Genomic DNA, 13,851 nt, shown 5'->3' with positions numbered 1-13,851 from the left:
AGCCATGAGCCGCAAACAGCAACTGCTCAAGCGCCATCGGCGCAATAAACGTATCGGCCTGTTGATTGCGCTGGTGCTGTTGATTGTCATCGGTGTGCTGGTGGCCTGGTGGTTGCCGCTGGTGCTGGCGGTTCTCGGCTGGATTGCCCACGAAGCCTGGTTTGCAGATCATCTGTTCTACTCACCGAAAGACGATTACCTGTACAACTTTCCCCCCTACACGCCACAGCCCAAGGTGCACCTGAGCGGTGAACATTTGCGGCTGGACGAGGGCGTGATGCTGGTCGATGACGCGACGCTGGTGTTGGCCCTGCGGGTAAAAAGCACCTGGCTGGGGCGGTTTATCGATCCGGTGGTCGAGTTGGCGGGGGGCGAAAATCCTGACCGGCAAACCTTCGAGCGGGGCGTAAACGGCCTGCGTTACCTCAATCTCAGTGGTCAGGCCCAGGCGCTGTCCCGTGGTGACCTGCGCTTGCGAGGGCGTTTCTGTCGCGTGCTCGGCGAGCCTGTGCTGTGGGCGTTCGAGCATCCGGATTACCGGCGTCAGCGGGTGATGGTCATCGCGCCCCACGCCGATGACGCCGAGCTGGCGGCCTACGGTTTGTACAGCCAGGCCGACGAAACCTGGATCGTCACACTGACCGCCGGTGAAATCGAAGCCGAACACTATCGGCAGATGGGTCTGAACAAGGTCGATGCGGCCCGCTTGAAAGGCCGCCTGCGTACCTGGGACAGCATTGCCGTGCCGCGTTGGGCCGGTGTGCCCGAGGCTCACTGCGTACAGCTGGGTTATTTCTGTCTGCAACTGGCGAGCATGCAGGCCGCGCCAGCCGTGGCGGCGGGATCGCGGGAAGCCGACCTGAGCGACACCCGGCTGTTCCGCCAGTTGAATCCTTTCGTGCTACCGGGCGATGCCGATGGCGCGCCGACCTGGAACAATCTGCTGGCGGATCTGCGCGAGTTGCTGCTGCGGGCCCGGCCCGAGGTCATCGTCCTGCCGCACCCGACCCTGGATCCGCATCCCGATCATATCTGCGCCCAGGCAGCAGTCCTCGAAGCCTTGCAAGGCCTGGACTGGCAACCGACCACGCTGCTGGGCTATGCCAACCACTTGCACGACAACGACCGCTGGCCGATGGGCGATACCGGTGATGGCATCGCCTTGCCGCCGGCCTTCGACGCGGCCCAACCGATGCAGCCTTATTGCCTGCCGATACCGCTGGAACAACAGCGAGACAAAGCCATGGCGCTGGGCATGATGCACGACCTGCAACCGCAGATGCCGTTCAAGCGTCGCTTGCGTCGGTTGATACAACGGTTGTTGGCCGGCCGGTTGCCGCCCACCTATGGCGAGAATGAGTTCTTTCGCAAGGCAGTCCGGCGCCACGAGCTTTTGTGGTCCCTCAAGCACACACCAGGCAATGTTTCTCAGCGGGGAGAGTTATGAGTCAGCGGTTAAAGGTCCTGCAGCTGCAGCCTGACTACAATGTCAAAGCCCATGATTTTGCCGACCTCGCGGAGCAAATCGTCAAGGCCCTGCCCAGTGACCGCTATGAAGTGACTGCCGCGTTTTTGCGTGGCAAACCCGGGCCGGGCGAAGCGGTGAGCCGAGCCGACCGTTCGGTGTACTTCGAATTTTCCGACAAGTCCCTCAAGGGCATGCGCCTGCGGGCCATGTGGCGGCTGTATCAGTTCTGCCGTCGGGAAAAATTCGATGTGGTGATCTGCAACCGCTTCAAACCGGTCAACATGATGCTGGCACTCAACCGCTGGTTGAAAGTGCCGCTGTGCATCGGCATTTCCCACGGCTTTGGCGAGTACGACCGTTTTTACCGGCGCCGCCAGACCCAGCGCCTGATCGATCGTCACTGGCGCTTCGTTGGTGTGTCGCCTGCGGTAAAACAGTATCTGCTGGACTGCGACTGCGGCTTCACTGACCAGAATACCTACGCCATCACCAATGCCATCGACATCGAGCAAGCCGAAGGCCTGCAACACAGTCGTGAAAAGGCCCGTGAAATGCTGGGCATCGATCCGTCGGTGCGGTTGATCGGTGCGTTGGGGCGACTGGTGCCGGTCAAGGGCCATATCTATTTGCTGCAGGCCTTTGCCGCACTCAAGGACAAATACCCGAACACCCAGCTGGCGATCATCGGTGCCGGTCGCGAAGAGTCGCGCCTGGCTGCGGAAATCGACCGCCTCGGCCTCAGCGGTCGTGCCCATTTGCTGGGGTTCAAGGAAATCGCCCTGCAGTACATTCGCGCTTTCGACATCTGGACCATGCCATCCCTGGCCGAAGGCCTCGGGCTGGCGCTGCTAGAAGGCATGAGCGGGCATTTGCCGGTGATTGCCTCGAACGTGCCGGCCATGTTGCCGCTCATCGAGGGGGCCGGTGGCCTGGCGATTACGCCGAAGGATGTGCCGACGCTGCAGGCTGCGCTGGACACCTACCTCGGGCTGTCGGATGACGAGCTCAAGGCCAAGGGCGAGCAGGCCTTCCGTTATCTGCAACAACACCATGACATCGAGGTCTTCCGCCAGGAATACCTGAACCTGATCGACTCCGGCCTGGAACAGGCCCGCAAGGAACAGCCATGAACGACGCGCAACCCATCGTCACGGTCATCATCGCGTCGTATAACCACGCCCCTTACATCGAGGAAAGCATTCTCAGCGTCCTCAACCAGACCTATCGGAACATTGAGTTGCTGGTGGTCGACGATGGCTCGAAAGACGATAGCGTCGAGCGGATCAAGGCGTTGCAGGCCATCCATGGTTTCGACTTCCGGGTTCAGGAGAACCAGGGGCTGACCAATACTCTCAATGGTGCGATTGCCCGGGCAAAGGGCAGTCTGATCGTGCCGTTCGGTTCGGATGACATCATGTTGCCGGAGCGGATCGCCACGCAGGTTGCCCATATGGACGGCAAGCCCGAGGTCGGCATTTGCGCCGGCAATATCGAGCTGATCGATGCCGATGGCAATCTCTACCCCGAGAAGCGCCAGCGCCGGGATGTCCCGTTCCGCCGCCTGGACTTTGACGACATGTTCCTGGAGCGCAAGCCCTATCCTCCGGCACCCACCCTGATGATCCGTCGCGAAGCGCTGGACAAGGTGGGCGGTTTCGACCCGACCATTCGCCTGGAAGACTTGCTGATCGAGTTGAAGGTGACCCATGCCGGTTACTTCATCGATGGTCTGAACGTGTTGATGGCGCGCTATCGCAAGCACGCCACCAACTCCTACAAGAACCACCGCTTCATGATCGACAGCATCCTGCGTACCTACGCGCTATTCAGCGATCACCCGCTGTATGACGAGGTGCGCTACAAGTTTCTCAATTCCATGTTCCTCAAGACCGCCAACCGTGATCGCAAGCTGGCGCGGGAGTTGCTGGCGCAGATTCCGTTCAAGGCCTGGAACAAGAAGACCTGGCGTGGGCTGGGCCGGATGTATTTCTCACGGTTGGAGAAAGACTGAGCCGCAGGCGGGACTCAAAAGAATATCGGGACGGCATGACAGATCCGCGGGACTTGCCCCGGCGATTGCTCAGGGTTGTTGAACCATATTCTCCGAGAGCGCTTTGCGGGCATTCCTGTTTTGGCGTAGCCAGTGCAGGGTTTTCTTGCCGGCGTCGATCCCGGGTTTTTCGATATACAGGTAAGTCAGGCTGCTGATGATGATCAGCAGGCAGCTGCACACTGCCAGCAACGGCAGGAAGACCCAGGCTTCCCGACTGTCGAGATGCAACAGCAGTGGCAGTCGCTGTACCAGTACCCAAAGCACGAAACCGTGCAGCAAATACGTGCTGTAGCTGATTTCCCCCAACCAGCGGATGCTGTGTGGCTTCAGGGCGCCGAACAAGGTATTGCCAGACGCCACAATCACAAAAAACAGTGAAAGCAGCAGCAGTGCTCCCAGGTTGAATGCGCGGTTGAATGCCGTGAAGGCGATCGCCAATGCGAGCAGGGCGATGATGCCCGCCAGTGGAGACAGGCTCCAGGCGACCCATTGTGGCCGGCGAATCCAGTACGCCGCAGCGATGCCGCCGAGGAAACTGGCCATGTAGTGCTTTTTCAGCGAGTGTTCCCAGCCGACCACCTCGTAAAGGGCATAGATGCCCACCAGGCACAGCACCGTCGACATCCAGCCGCCGCGATAAATGAACGCCGTGGCGACCAGTGGCAGGGCCAGGTAGAAAAACACCTCGTAACTCAGCGTCCAGGTAACATTGGAGATCAACATGCCGGTCTGATGGTACTGGTTGACGTCCGGTCGGTCGAAGGTCAGCCAGGCCAGGGTCTGGCCAATGAGCTGGGACGCGGGATCCTTGAGTTCCCAGTCTTGCAGATAGAACACGGTGACAAACACGGCCAACATCAGCGGCAGATAGAGTGGGTAGAGGCGAAACAGCCGCGATACCGCAAACGCCAGCCAGTCGTGTTTCCGTCCGTGGGTGAGCAAGCGGTCCCAGAACAGAAAGCCGGTGATCATGAAAAACAGGGCAACGCTGCCTTGGCCGAGCTGCGAATAGAAATTGCTCGGCGGAAAATCGATCACGCCGGTTTGCAGGAAGATCCAGGTAATGATTGCGTGGTGCACGAACACGCCGAAGGCCAGGTACCCGCGCAAGCCGTCGATGCCGGCATAGCGGCTTTCACCAGAGTGCCCCAGCTGTCGGCTGATGCTCGGTACGGTGCGCAACAGCAGCGCAGCGGTCGCGATGGCGAGCAGGTAGGCCGTCATCGCGATAAGCGGGTTGGTTTCTTTCATCGGTGAGCCGGGGCCGGAGGGCTCCCGGCCAGCACTTGCCTGTGCAAATTATCCACGTCGGCTTTCGAAGCCGTCGCGGCGTATCCCTGCAGCAGCGCTTCGAAGTGATCCTCGAACAGCCAGTGCCGATCTTCTGCGTAGCGCTGCATATGGCGCAGATTCCGCCGACGCAGGGAAGGGCTCAATGATGAAGGGTATATTCGCAGGTCGGCCAGGTCGATCAGGCCGAACTCGCCGTCCTCCAGCACCAGCACATTACCCAGGTGCAGGGAGCGGAAGTAGACCCCTTGCTGATGCAATTGAGCCATGAACTTGCCGAAACGTTCCACGAGTGCCTGGCGCACCGCCGGGGCGGTGATGCCTTGCAGGATCTGGCGCAGCGTGTTGCCCGGCAACGGAGAGTAGTGCACAGCGGTGCTGCCGTCTTCGAACCGGTAGAGGTCGAGGATGTGCGGTGTGGGGATGCCCATGTTGCGCAACTGAACACTGTTGGCGGCAAAGCGCTCGGAATAAGGTGTGAAGCTGCCCGAGGTGTACCAGCGGCGGCGGCGGAACAGCTTGAGGAAGCTGCCATCGTTCAGGCGCAGGACTTTAGGGCCCAAACCGTCTTCTTCGATGATCCGGGCCTCGGCAATCAGTAGTTGCAGGGCACTTGGTGTCATGGTCTTGATCGGCATGTCCAGCAGGCGTCTGGCCCGCTGATTGATGCTCAGTGCGGCAATCAGTGCCAAGGGGATCCACAGCAGGAACCAGTGCTCCTTGGGGCGAGAGATAATCCCGCCACCTTCAGTCAGGCTCGCGCCAATACCGAAGGCCAGCCAGGCTGAGGCAATGATAAACAGCGGTTGCACGCGATGGCGCCGGCTACTGATGAAGCCCCTCGCGAGGAAGAACAGCCATGGCAGCAGACCGATAATGCCGACGTAGTAGAGTACGCCCAGGACAAAGCTATGGGGTTCCTCAAAGGGGTAGCCGACACCTGGGTCCAGGGTCAGCTCGGCGTTGTAGCCGTGTCCGATCCATGGATGTTCAGCAATCTTGTCCAGGGTCAACTGCCAGAGCTCGATACGGAAGGAGCTGCCTCTTTCGAAGATTTTGTGTGCAAACAGCACGAACGTCGCCGTTCCCGCGATGAACATGGAGCCAAGCATGAAGACCGAGCGTCGGTTCCAGCAGATGAAGCACAGCCACAGTGCAGCCAGTGTCAACGCAACCAGCGGGGTCCTGGAGCCGGTGGCCAGCACTGTGGCGAACATGATCGCCATCGCCGGTATGCTCAACCAAAGTACCTGGCGTCGCTTGCAGGTCATGCTCAGGCTCAGCCAGTAGGTACAGAAAAAGCCGAAAACGTGGGAGCTGAGCAGTGGATTGTCGAACGCGCCTACACCGATCAGGCGCATTTCCGGTTGGTAAGTCTGGCCGAACCTGTACAGGTTGTAGACGGAAGCGATCAGCGCGACCGTCGCGGCGCAGAACAGCAGGGGCTGAATGAATTCGCTGCGATAGCGCACCAGCAGGTAGCAGCCGACGAACAGAAACAGGGTATGCAATGAGGGTTTGAACTGACCAAACTCGATGTCGTCGCCTGGCCCCCAGCACAGGCTGAGCAGTGCCCATGCCAAAAACAGCAGGACTGCAATGACGACCGGTTCGTGCAGCAATTCTTTGCTGAGCCGTGGACGCAGGCACAGAGCAATCAGTGCCGGAATGCTGAACAGGCCATAGTAAAGCTTGTGAAGGACACTGCGCCCTGGCAGGAAAAACAGCGCACAAAGCAGCAATAGATAACCGAGCGGAAGGATCCACAGACAAATGAAATCGAAGATTCTATTGGACGTGCTGTTCAAAGCGTTTAATTGCATGCTGAGTAACTTATTCCTGAATTGAGCGACCGTACCAAGGCAGGGACAGCAGGTGGCTATTTGACGCGCCACAATACACAGACTGTATGCGATTGCCAGAACCCTGAGGAAGCTGTGCTAAAGTCAGCGTCCTTTTCATCGACATTCGCGTGATATGACCGACTCCAGTCTCTCCGCAAGCCCATCAAGCTTGAAAATCTACTTCCGCCTGCTCGGCTATGTCCGGCCGTACATCAGCCTGTTCCTGATCAGCATCGTCGGTTTTCTGATTTTCGCTTCGACGCAGCCAATGCTGGGCTACATCCTCAAGTACTTCGTCGACGGTCTGTCCAACCCTGAAGCGGCACTGTTTCCAACCGTGCCCTACCTGCGCGACCTGCAACTGCTGCAGGCGGTGCCGTTGTTGATCATCCTGATCGCCGCGTGGCAGGGATTGGGGTCGTACCTGGGCAACTATTTCCTGGCCAAGGTTTCCCTGGGCCTGGTCCATGACTTGCGGGTCCAGTTGTTCAACAACCTGCTGGTATTGCCAAACCGGTATTTCGACAAGCATAACTCGGGGCATCTGATTTCACGTATCACCTTCAACGTGACCATGGTCACGGGGGCGGCAACAGATGCGATCAAGGTCGTTATTCGTGAAGGAATGACGGTGATCTTCCTGTTCGCCTCGCTGCTGTTCATGAACTGGCGCCTGACGCTGGTCATGGTCGCCATCCTGCCGCTGATTGCCATCATGGTGCGCACGGCCAGCAAGAAATTCCGCAAGCAGAGCAAGAAAATCCAGCTGGCCATGGGGGACGTGACACACGTGGCCTCGGAGACCATCCAGGGCTATCGCGTAGTGCGCAGCTTCGGCGGTGAAGCCTATGAAGAAAAACGCTTCTTCGACGCCAGTCAGGGCAATACCGACAAGCAACTGCGCATGACCCGCACCGGTGCGATCTACACGCCACTGCTGCAATTGGTGATCTACACCGCCATGGCCGTGCTGATGTTCCTGGTGCTGTTCCTGCGCGGCGATGCGTCCGCCGGTGACATGGTGGCCTATATCACCCTGGCCGGCCTGCTGCCCAAGCCGATTCGCCAGTTGTCCGAAGTCAGCTCGACCATCCAGAAGGGTGTGGCCGGTGCCGAAAGTATCTTCGAGCAACTGGACGTCGAGCCTGAAGTCGATACCGGCACCGTCGAACGTGATGTGGTCAGCGGTCGCCTGGACGTGCGCAACCTCAGCTTCACCTACCCTGACACCGAGCGTCAGGTGCTCAATGACATCAGTTTCTCGGTCGAACCCGGGCAAATGGTGGCGCTGGTGGGGCGTTCGGGTAGCGGCAAGTCGACCCTGGCCAACCTGATTCCGCGTTTCTATCACCACGACAAGGGCGAGATCCTCATCGATGGCGTCGAAGTGGAACAGTACAAGCTGTTGAACCTGCGTCGGCATATCGCCCAGGTGACCCAGCACGTGACCCTGTTCAGCGACACCGTGGCCAACAACATCGCTTATGGCGACCTGGCCGGCGCACCCCGCGAAGATATTGAAAAAGCGGCCAAAGATGCCTACGCGATGGACTTCATTGCGCAATTGCCTGAAGGCCTGGACACCCAGGTCGGGGAGAACGGCGTGCTGTTGTCCGGTGGCCAGCGCCAGCGCCTGGCGATTGCCCGGGCACTGTTGAAGAATGCTCCGCTGCTGATTCTCGATGAGGCGACATCGGCACTCGATACCGAGTCCGAGCGGCATATTCAGGCAGCGCTGGATCAGGTCATGAAAGGTCGCACCACACTGGTAATCGCTCACCGCTTGTCGACCATCGAGAAGGCTGACCTGATCCTGGTCATGGATCAGGGGAAAATCGTCGAGCGCGGCACCCATGATCAACTGCTGGCGCAAAACGGCTACTACTCGCGCCTCAACGCGATGGGCCTCGACGCCCCGGCCGAAGACATCGCCTGACCCCGAAGGGGCGAGCCTGGCTCGCCCCTTCGCACGGGTGTCGTCTGGCGGTTTTTTTTTGCTCAAAAAATGAGCAGTAAAACCCGGCGAATCATCCGGTTGCAGCCACCGCACAAGCCGACACCAACCCTGTGTTAATATCGCGCCCCTGTTCATTCTGTATGTGGGTTGCACCATGAAGTTGTCCATGCCGCGATTCGATCAAGCCCCTGTCTTGGTGGTCGGCGATGTCATGCTCGACCGTTACTGGCATGGTGGTACCTCACGGATTTCTCCTGAGGCGCCGGTGCCGGTGGTCAAGGTCGATCACATCGAGGACCGCCCGGGCGGTGCTGCCAACGTTGCCTTGAACATTGCCGCCCTGGGGGCTCCGGCCTCGCTGGTCGGCGTAACCGGCGACGATGAAGCCGCCAACAGCCTGGTCAACAGCCTCAAGGGCGCTGGCGTGCGGGCCATCTTCCAGCGCATTGCGCACCAGCCGACCATCGTCAAGCTACGGGTCATGAGCCGTCACCAGCAACTGCTGCGTATCGACTTCGAAGAGCCCTTCGCCACCGACGCGCTGGCGTTGGCGGCGCAAGTCGACGAGTTGCTTGAAGGCATCAAGGTGCTGGTGCTGTCCGACTACGGCAAAGGCGCGCTGAAAAACCATCAGGCGCTGATCCAGGCCGCCCGTGCCCGTGGTATTCCGGTGCTGGCCGATCCCAAGGGCAAGGATTTCTCGATCTACCGTGGTGCGAGCCTGATCACGCCAAACCTCAATGAATTCGAAACCATCGTCGGTGGTTGCGCCGATGAGCACGAACTGGTGAGCAAGGGCGCGCAGTTGATGCATGACCTGGACCTCGGTGCGTTGCTGGTGACCCGTGGCGAGCATGGCATGACCCTGCTGCGTCCGGATCACCCGGCGCTGCACTTGCCGGCCCGCGCCCGTGAAGTGTTCGACGTAACCGGCGCCGGCGACACGGTGATTTCCACCCTGGCGGCCGCAATTGCCGCTGGCGAAGAACTGCCCCACGCGGTGGCCCTGGCCAACCTGGCGGCTGGTATCGTGGTCGGCAAGCTCGGTACGGCGGCCATCAGTGCGCCGGAACTACGTCGTGCGATTCAACGCGCGGAGGGTTCCGAGCGCGGTGTGCTGGGGCTTGAGCAGCTGTTGCTGGCGGTTGATGATGCGCGTGCGCATAACGAACGGATTGTCTTCACCAACGGTTGCTTCGACATCCTGCATGCAGGCCACGTGACCTATCTGGAACAGGCGCGGGCCCAGGGCGATCGCCTGATCGTGGCGATCAACGACGATGCATCGGTCAGCCGCCTGAAAGGGCCGGGCCGTCCGATCAACAGCGTCGACCGGCGCATGGCGGTGCTGGCCGGTCTGGGAGCAGTGGACTGGGTCATCAGTTTCCCGGAGGGTACCCCGGAAAACCTGCTGAGCGCGATCAAACCGGACGTGCTGGTCAAGGGCGGCGACTACGGGATCGACCAGGTCGTCGGCGCGGACATCGTGACAGCCTACGGCGGTACCGTGAAAGTGCTGGGGCTGGTGGAAAACAGCTCGACCACCGCGATTGTCGAGAAGATCCGCAAGTCCGAATGAAGCCATAAAAGATCGCATCCTCTGTAGGAGCGAGCTTGCTCGCGATGAACTCAGCGGCACCGCATTCAATCAGTCAACACGCGGTATCGTTCACGTCCATCGCGAGCAAGCTCGCTCCTACAAAGGCTGCGATTTTTTGCTTTAGGAGCTGACCTTCTTGCGCGGCACGATCTTCTTCAGCAGCAATTTAGCCTTCCCGCGCAACCGCGCCAGCCCCGAATCCTTCCCGGGTGGCGTCAAACCCTGCTGCCTCACCCAGTCTTTCCAGCGAATTCGCTCCTCCCTCACCAGCCAGCCTTCCTGCCGGGCAAAGCTCTCGGCCAGGTACAGCCCACGCGTGCTGGCCGGGTACAGCTGATCCTTTTTCAAGGTGTAGAGCTCAGCCATCGGGTGGCCGTCCTGCAAGGGCATCAAGTACAGATCGGGGCGCTTGCGGTCGAGGCGGGCGACAAGTTGATCGCCTTCCAGTCTTTCATCGACATGGAACAGGCTCAGGGATTTGGCGTCCTTGGGAACGTCCAGGCGCAAGTCATAGATCAGTTGCAGCGACGCCGTCGGCAAATGCACGTAAGCCCGCGGACGCTCAATCAGCATCAGGTTGGCGCAACGTACCGGCCGCGCCGAGCCGGACAGTGGCGACAAACGAAACGGCAGCGCTTCACGGTAATGCAGGGCGGCCGAGTAGGGTGCCGGCAGCCAGGTGTCATTGAACCGCCCGCCGAGCCAGCCTTCCGGGGTTTCCAGCAGGCATTCTTCGGCAATCTCCTGGATCGCCGTGTGCAGTGGCAGGTTCAGCTCATGGGCCGGCACGTACCCGGAAATCAACTTGAGCACCACATCGCCGCGGTCTTGCCGGCGTTGGCGCACCAGCACCCAATAGTCGCGATTTTGCCAATGCAGGGTCAGGCGCACCGAAACCCCGAGATTGGCCAGCTCCAGGGCAAATCGTTCGCTGTCGCCGACCGTCACCGGGCGACGACGTTGCAGGGTCTGGGAGAAATTCAGCGGCCTGCCGACGCTCTGATAAGCCAGGCCTTCGGGGGTCGCTTCGACGAATAACGGCAGGGTCTTGAAGTTGCTCGGGTTCTTTCTGATGAGCGTACGCGACATGTCGGCTCCTGCTTAAGGCCGCGTGGGCGGCATCAGTGGCTACGTAGGACCTGGGCAACGGTCGCGACATTGTGGGCGAGGTGCAGCGGGTTGATGGTCCCGACAATAGCACTGGCAACACCCGGATGTTCAAACAAAAGCTCGAAGCTGGCGCGCACCGGATCGATGCTCGGACTCAGGCATGCATGACCACTGGCGAGGGCTTTTTTGACCAGAATGGCTTTGCCGTGTGCAGCAGCATAGTCAATGACGGCCTTCTCGTTTTGTTCGTTCAGATTGTAGGTGACCATCGCGCAGTCGCCTTGCTCCAGCGCCTTCAGGCCGCCGTCGACGGTTTTGCCGGAAAAGCCGAAACCGCGAATCTTGCCTTCGGCCTTGAGCTCGGCGAGGGTGGCGTAGACTTCGCAGTCATTGAGGATCGCCAGATCGTTACCATCGGAGTGCACCAGCACCAGATCGATGAAGTCCGTTTCCAGGCGTTGCAGGCTGCGTTCCACCGACATTCGCGTGTGTGCAGCGCTGAAATCGTGACGGGACTGGCCGTCGACAAACTCTTCGCCGACCTTGCTGACAATCACCCAATCCTGACGCTGACCGCGCAGCAACGGGCCCAGGCGTTCTTCGCTGCGACCATAGGCCGGGGCGGTGTCGATCAGGTTGATGCCCAGGTCGCGGGCGAGTTTGAGCAGCATGCGGGCTTCATCGTCATCGGGAATCCGGAAGCCGTTGGGGTACTTCACCCCTTGGTCGCGGCCCAGTTTCACCGTGCCCAGGCCCAGGGGCGAAACCAGCAAGCCGGTGCTGCCCAGCGGGCGATGCAAGTCGTGCAGGGTCGGTTGGCTCATGGCAGCAGTTGCTCCCAGGCAGGTACGCCCATCGGCGGCTTCGGCAGATCAGGCAGCGCTGCCGGGTGACTTGGCTGGATGCCGTCGCGAGCCAGGCTGGCGATGACCCGGTCGGCGAAGTCTGGCGCCAGGGCGAGTTTGGTTGGCCAGCCCACCAGCAGGCGGCCTTCCTCGGCAACAAAGGCGTTGTCGGGACGCGTTAGCCCCGATTGCAGCGGTTCGGCGCGATCCACGCGCAAGGTCGCCCATTGCACTGTGCTCAGGTCGATCCACGGCAGCAATTGGCCGAGTTCTTTCTGTGCGGTGGCGATTTGCTCGTGGGGCTCACGGGCCACGCCTTCGGATTCCGCGATATCGCCGCCCAGGTACCAGACCCATTGGCCATCCGCCGCCGGGTGCGTGGTCACGGTGATACGCGGCTTGGTACCGCCACCCAGGCAGTGGGCGTATAGCGGTTTGAGGCTCGGCCCCTTGGCGATGATCATGTGCAACGGGCGGCGCTGCATGGCGGGCTGGCTCAGGCCCAGTGCTTCCAGCAATGCCGCGGTTCCGGCGCCTGCGCTCAGGACGATGCGTTGGGCGCGGATTTCTCGCTCATCCACCTTCAGGCCGACCAGCGCGCCACCATCGAGCAACGGTTTGATTTTCTGCCCGGCAAGCAAACCGTCTCCAGCCAGATCGGCCAGGCGCTGGATCAGGCTTGGCACATCGACCACCAGTTCCGCCAGGCGATAGACCTTGCCCTTGAAGCGCTTGTCCTGCAGGGCTGGCGGCAATTGCTCGCCCTTGACTTGATCGACGCGGCCGCGCACGGCTTTGCTGGCAAAGAAACTGGTGAGGTTGCCGGCGAGGGTGCCGGGGGACCACAGGTAATGGGCTTCGGACAGCAGGCGAACGCCGGACAGATCCAGCTCGCCGTCACCGGCCAGGGCTTCACGCCAGCGGCGCGGCATGTCGGCGATGGCTTCCGAGGCGCCAGTCAGGGCGCCATGCAGCGCGTATTTGGCGCCGCCGTGGATGATGCCCTGGGATTTCACGCTCTGCCCGCCGCCGAGGCTGGCGCTTTCCACCAGCACGGTCGAAAAACCCTGGCGGCGCAGGCGCGCATTCAGCCAGAGGCCGGCGACACCAGCGCCGACAATCAGAACGTCGGTGGAAATAACGGATGGCATGCAGCGACCTCTGTGTTCAAGACGAGGGCGCAGTATACAGACTCGAAGAAGAGTGGATTTGTTGGTGATCAATGTGGCGGACGCAAATCCTGTGGGAGCGAGCAGGCTCGCGATTGCGGTGGGTCAGTCAACATTGATGCTGAATGCCATGCCGCCATCGCGAGCAAGCTCGCTCCCACAATGGATCGGGTTTCGAATTTTAGTGGCCGGCAGTATTGGAGAAGAGCTGGATGACTACGACGCCCAACACAATCAACGCCATCCCCAGCATCGCTGGTACGTCCAGCTTCTGCCCATAGATAAACAGCGCCGCGACGCTGACCATCACGATCCCCATGCCGGCCCACACGGCATACGCCACACCCACCGGAACGCTGCGCACCACCAGGGTCAGCATCCAGAAGGCAATCCCGTAGCCGAGGATGACCAGCACCAGTGGCAGCGGGGTGCTGAGGCCTTTGACGGCTTTCATCGAAACAGTGGCAATCACTTCGGCGCAGATGGCTATGGCCAGGTAGTAGTAAGCGGTCATG

Annotated in this window: 11 protein-coding genes; 5 read left to right on the top strand and 6 right to left on the bottom strand. The window is 60.5% G+C overall.

The window, feature by feature from the left end; translation table 11 throughout:
• Window positions 1-4: 4 nt before the first annotated feature.
• Genes PMI29_RS18995 through PMI29_RS19005 form a run of 3 tightly spaced genes read left to right on the top strand, consistent with a single transcriptional unit; the run spans window position 5 to window position 3,479 of the window.
• The gene (locus PMI29_RS18995) at window positions 5-1,447 is read left to right on the top strand and encodes a PIG-L deacetylase family protein (RefSeq protein WP_007996575.1); all 1,443 of its coding nucleotides are present in this window, start codon (window positions 5-7) and stop codon (window positions 1,445-1,447) included.
• A complete protein-coding gene (locus PMI29_RS19000) occupies window positions 1,444-2,598 on the top strand; it encodes a glycosyltransferase family 4 protein (RefSeq protein ID WP_007996574.1) in 1,155 nt (384 codons plus the stop codon). Before PMI29_RS18995 ends, PMI29_RS19000 begins: the two co-directional genes overlap by 4 nt.
• A complete protein-coding gene (locus PMI29_RS19005) occupies window positions 2,595-3,479 on the top strand; it encodes a glycosyltransferase (protein WP_007996573.1) in 885 nt (294 codons plus the stop codon). The genes PMI29_RS19000 and PMI29_RS19005 overlap by 4 nt, the downstream gene beginning before the upstream one ends.
• Before the next feature lie 69 nt (window positions 3,480-3,548).
• On the opposite strand, the gene PMI29_RS19010 is transcribed toward PMI29_RS19005, so the two are convergent.
• Both PMI29_RS19010 and PMI29_RS19015 read right to left on the bottom strand, forming a co-directional pair.
• Window positions 3,549-4,772 carry an acyltransferase family protein gene (locus PMI29_RS19010; protein WP_007996572.1) on the bottom strand — a complete coding sequence of 408 codons (1,224 nt, stop codon included), beginning with the start codon at window positions 4,770-4,772 and terminating at the stop codon, window positions 3,549-3,551.
• A complete protein-coding gene (locus tag PMI29_RS19015; protein ID WP_007996571.1) occupies window positions 4,769-6,634 on the bottom strand; it encodes a bifunctional O-antigen ligase/aminoglycoside phosphotransferase family protein in 1,866 nt (621 codons plus the stop codon). Before PMI29_RS19015 ends, PMI29_RS19010 begins: the two co-directional genes overlap by 4 nt.
• A 154-nt stretch (window positions 6,635-6,788) precedes the next feature.
• On the opposite strand from PMI29_RS19015, the gene msbA reads away from it, so the two are divergent.
• The gene (gene msbA / locus PMI29_RS19020; protein WP_007996569.1) at window positions 6,789-8,591 is read left to right on the top strand and encodes a lipid A export permease/ATP-binding protein MsbA; all 1,803 of its coding nucleotides are present in this window, start codon (window positions 6,789-6,791) and stop codon (window positions 8,589-8,591) included.
• A gap of 175 nt (window positions 8,592-8,766) precedes the next feature.
• Complete coding sequence (gene hldE, locus PMI29_RS19025; RefSeq protein WP_007991528.1) at window positions 8,767-10,191, top strand: bifunctional D-glycero-beta-D-manno-heptose-7-phosphate kinase/D-glycero-beta-D-manno-heptose 1-phosphate adenylyltransferase HldE; 1,425 nt, start codon at window positions 8,767-8,769, stop codon at window positions 10,189-10,191.
• A gap of 141 nt (window positions 10,192-10,332) precedes the next feature.
• On the opposite strand, the gene PMI29_RS19030 is transcribed toward hldE, so the two are convergent.
• The 4 genes from PMI29_RS19030 to PMI29_RS19045 all read right to left on the bottom strand — a co-directional run bounded on the left by PMI29_RS19030 (window position 10,333) and on the right by PMI29_RS19045 (window position 13,850).
• On the bottom strand, window positions 10,333-11,301 hold the full coding sequence (locus PMI29_RS19030) for a hypothetical protein (protein ID WP_007996565.1): 969 nt from the start codon (window positions 11,299-11,301) through the stop codon (window positions 10,333-10,335).
• A gap of 32 nt (window positions 11,302-11,333) precedes the next feature.
• Window positions 11,334-12,146, bottom strand: coding sequence for an aldo/keto reductase (locus PMI29_RS19035; protein ID WP_007996564.1), 813 nt, complete (start codon window positions 12,144-12,146; stop codon window positions 11,334-11,336).
• Complete coding sequence (locus tag PMI29_RS19040; RefSeq protein WP_007996563.1) at window positions 12,143-13,318, bottom strand: NAD(P)/FAD-dependent oxidoreductase; 1,176 nt, start codon at window positions 13,316-13,318, stop codon at window positions 12,143-12,145. The genes PMI29_RS19035 and PMI29_RS19040 overlap by 4 nt, the downstream gene beginning before the upstream one ends.
• Window positions 13,319-13,517: 199 nt before the next feature.
• Entirely contained in the window at window positions 13,518-13,850 is a 333-nt protein-coding gene (locus PMI29_RS19045; protein ID WP_007996562.1) for a DMT family transporter, read from the bottom strand.
• Window position 13,851: the final 1 nt, after the last annotated feature.

The sequence above is a fragment of the Pseudomonas sp. GM49 genome (assembly GCF_000282355.1).
Lineage (GTDB): Bacteria > Pseudomonadota > Gammaproteobacteria > Pseudomonadales > Pseudomonadaceae > Aquipseudomonas.
Note: the sequence above shows the minus strand (reverse complement) of the source record. Positions and strands in the feature narration are given on the sequence as shown.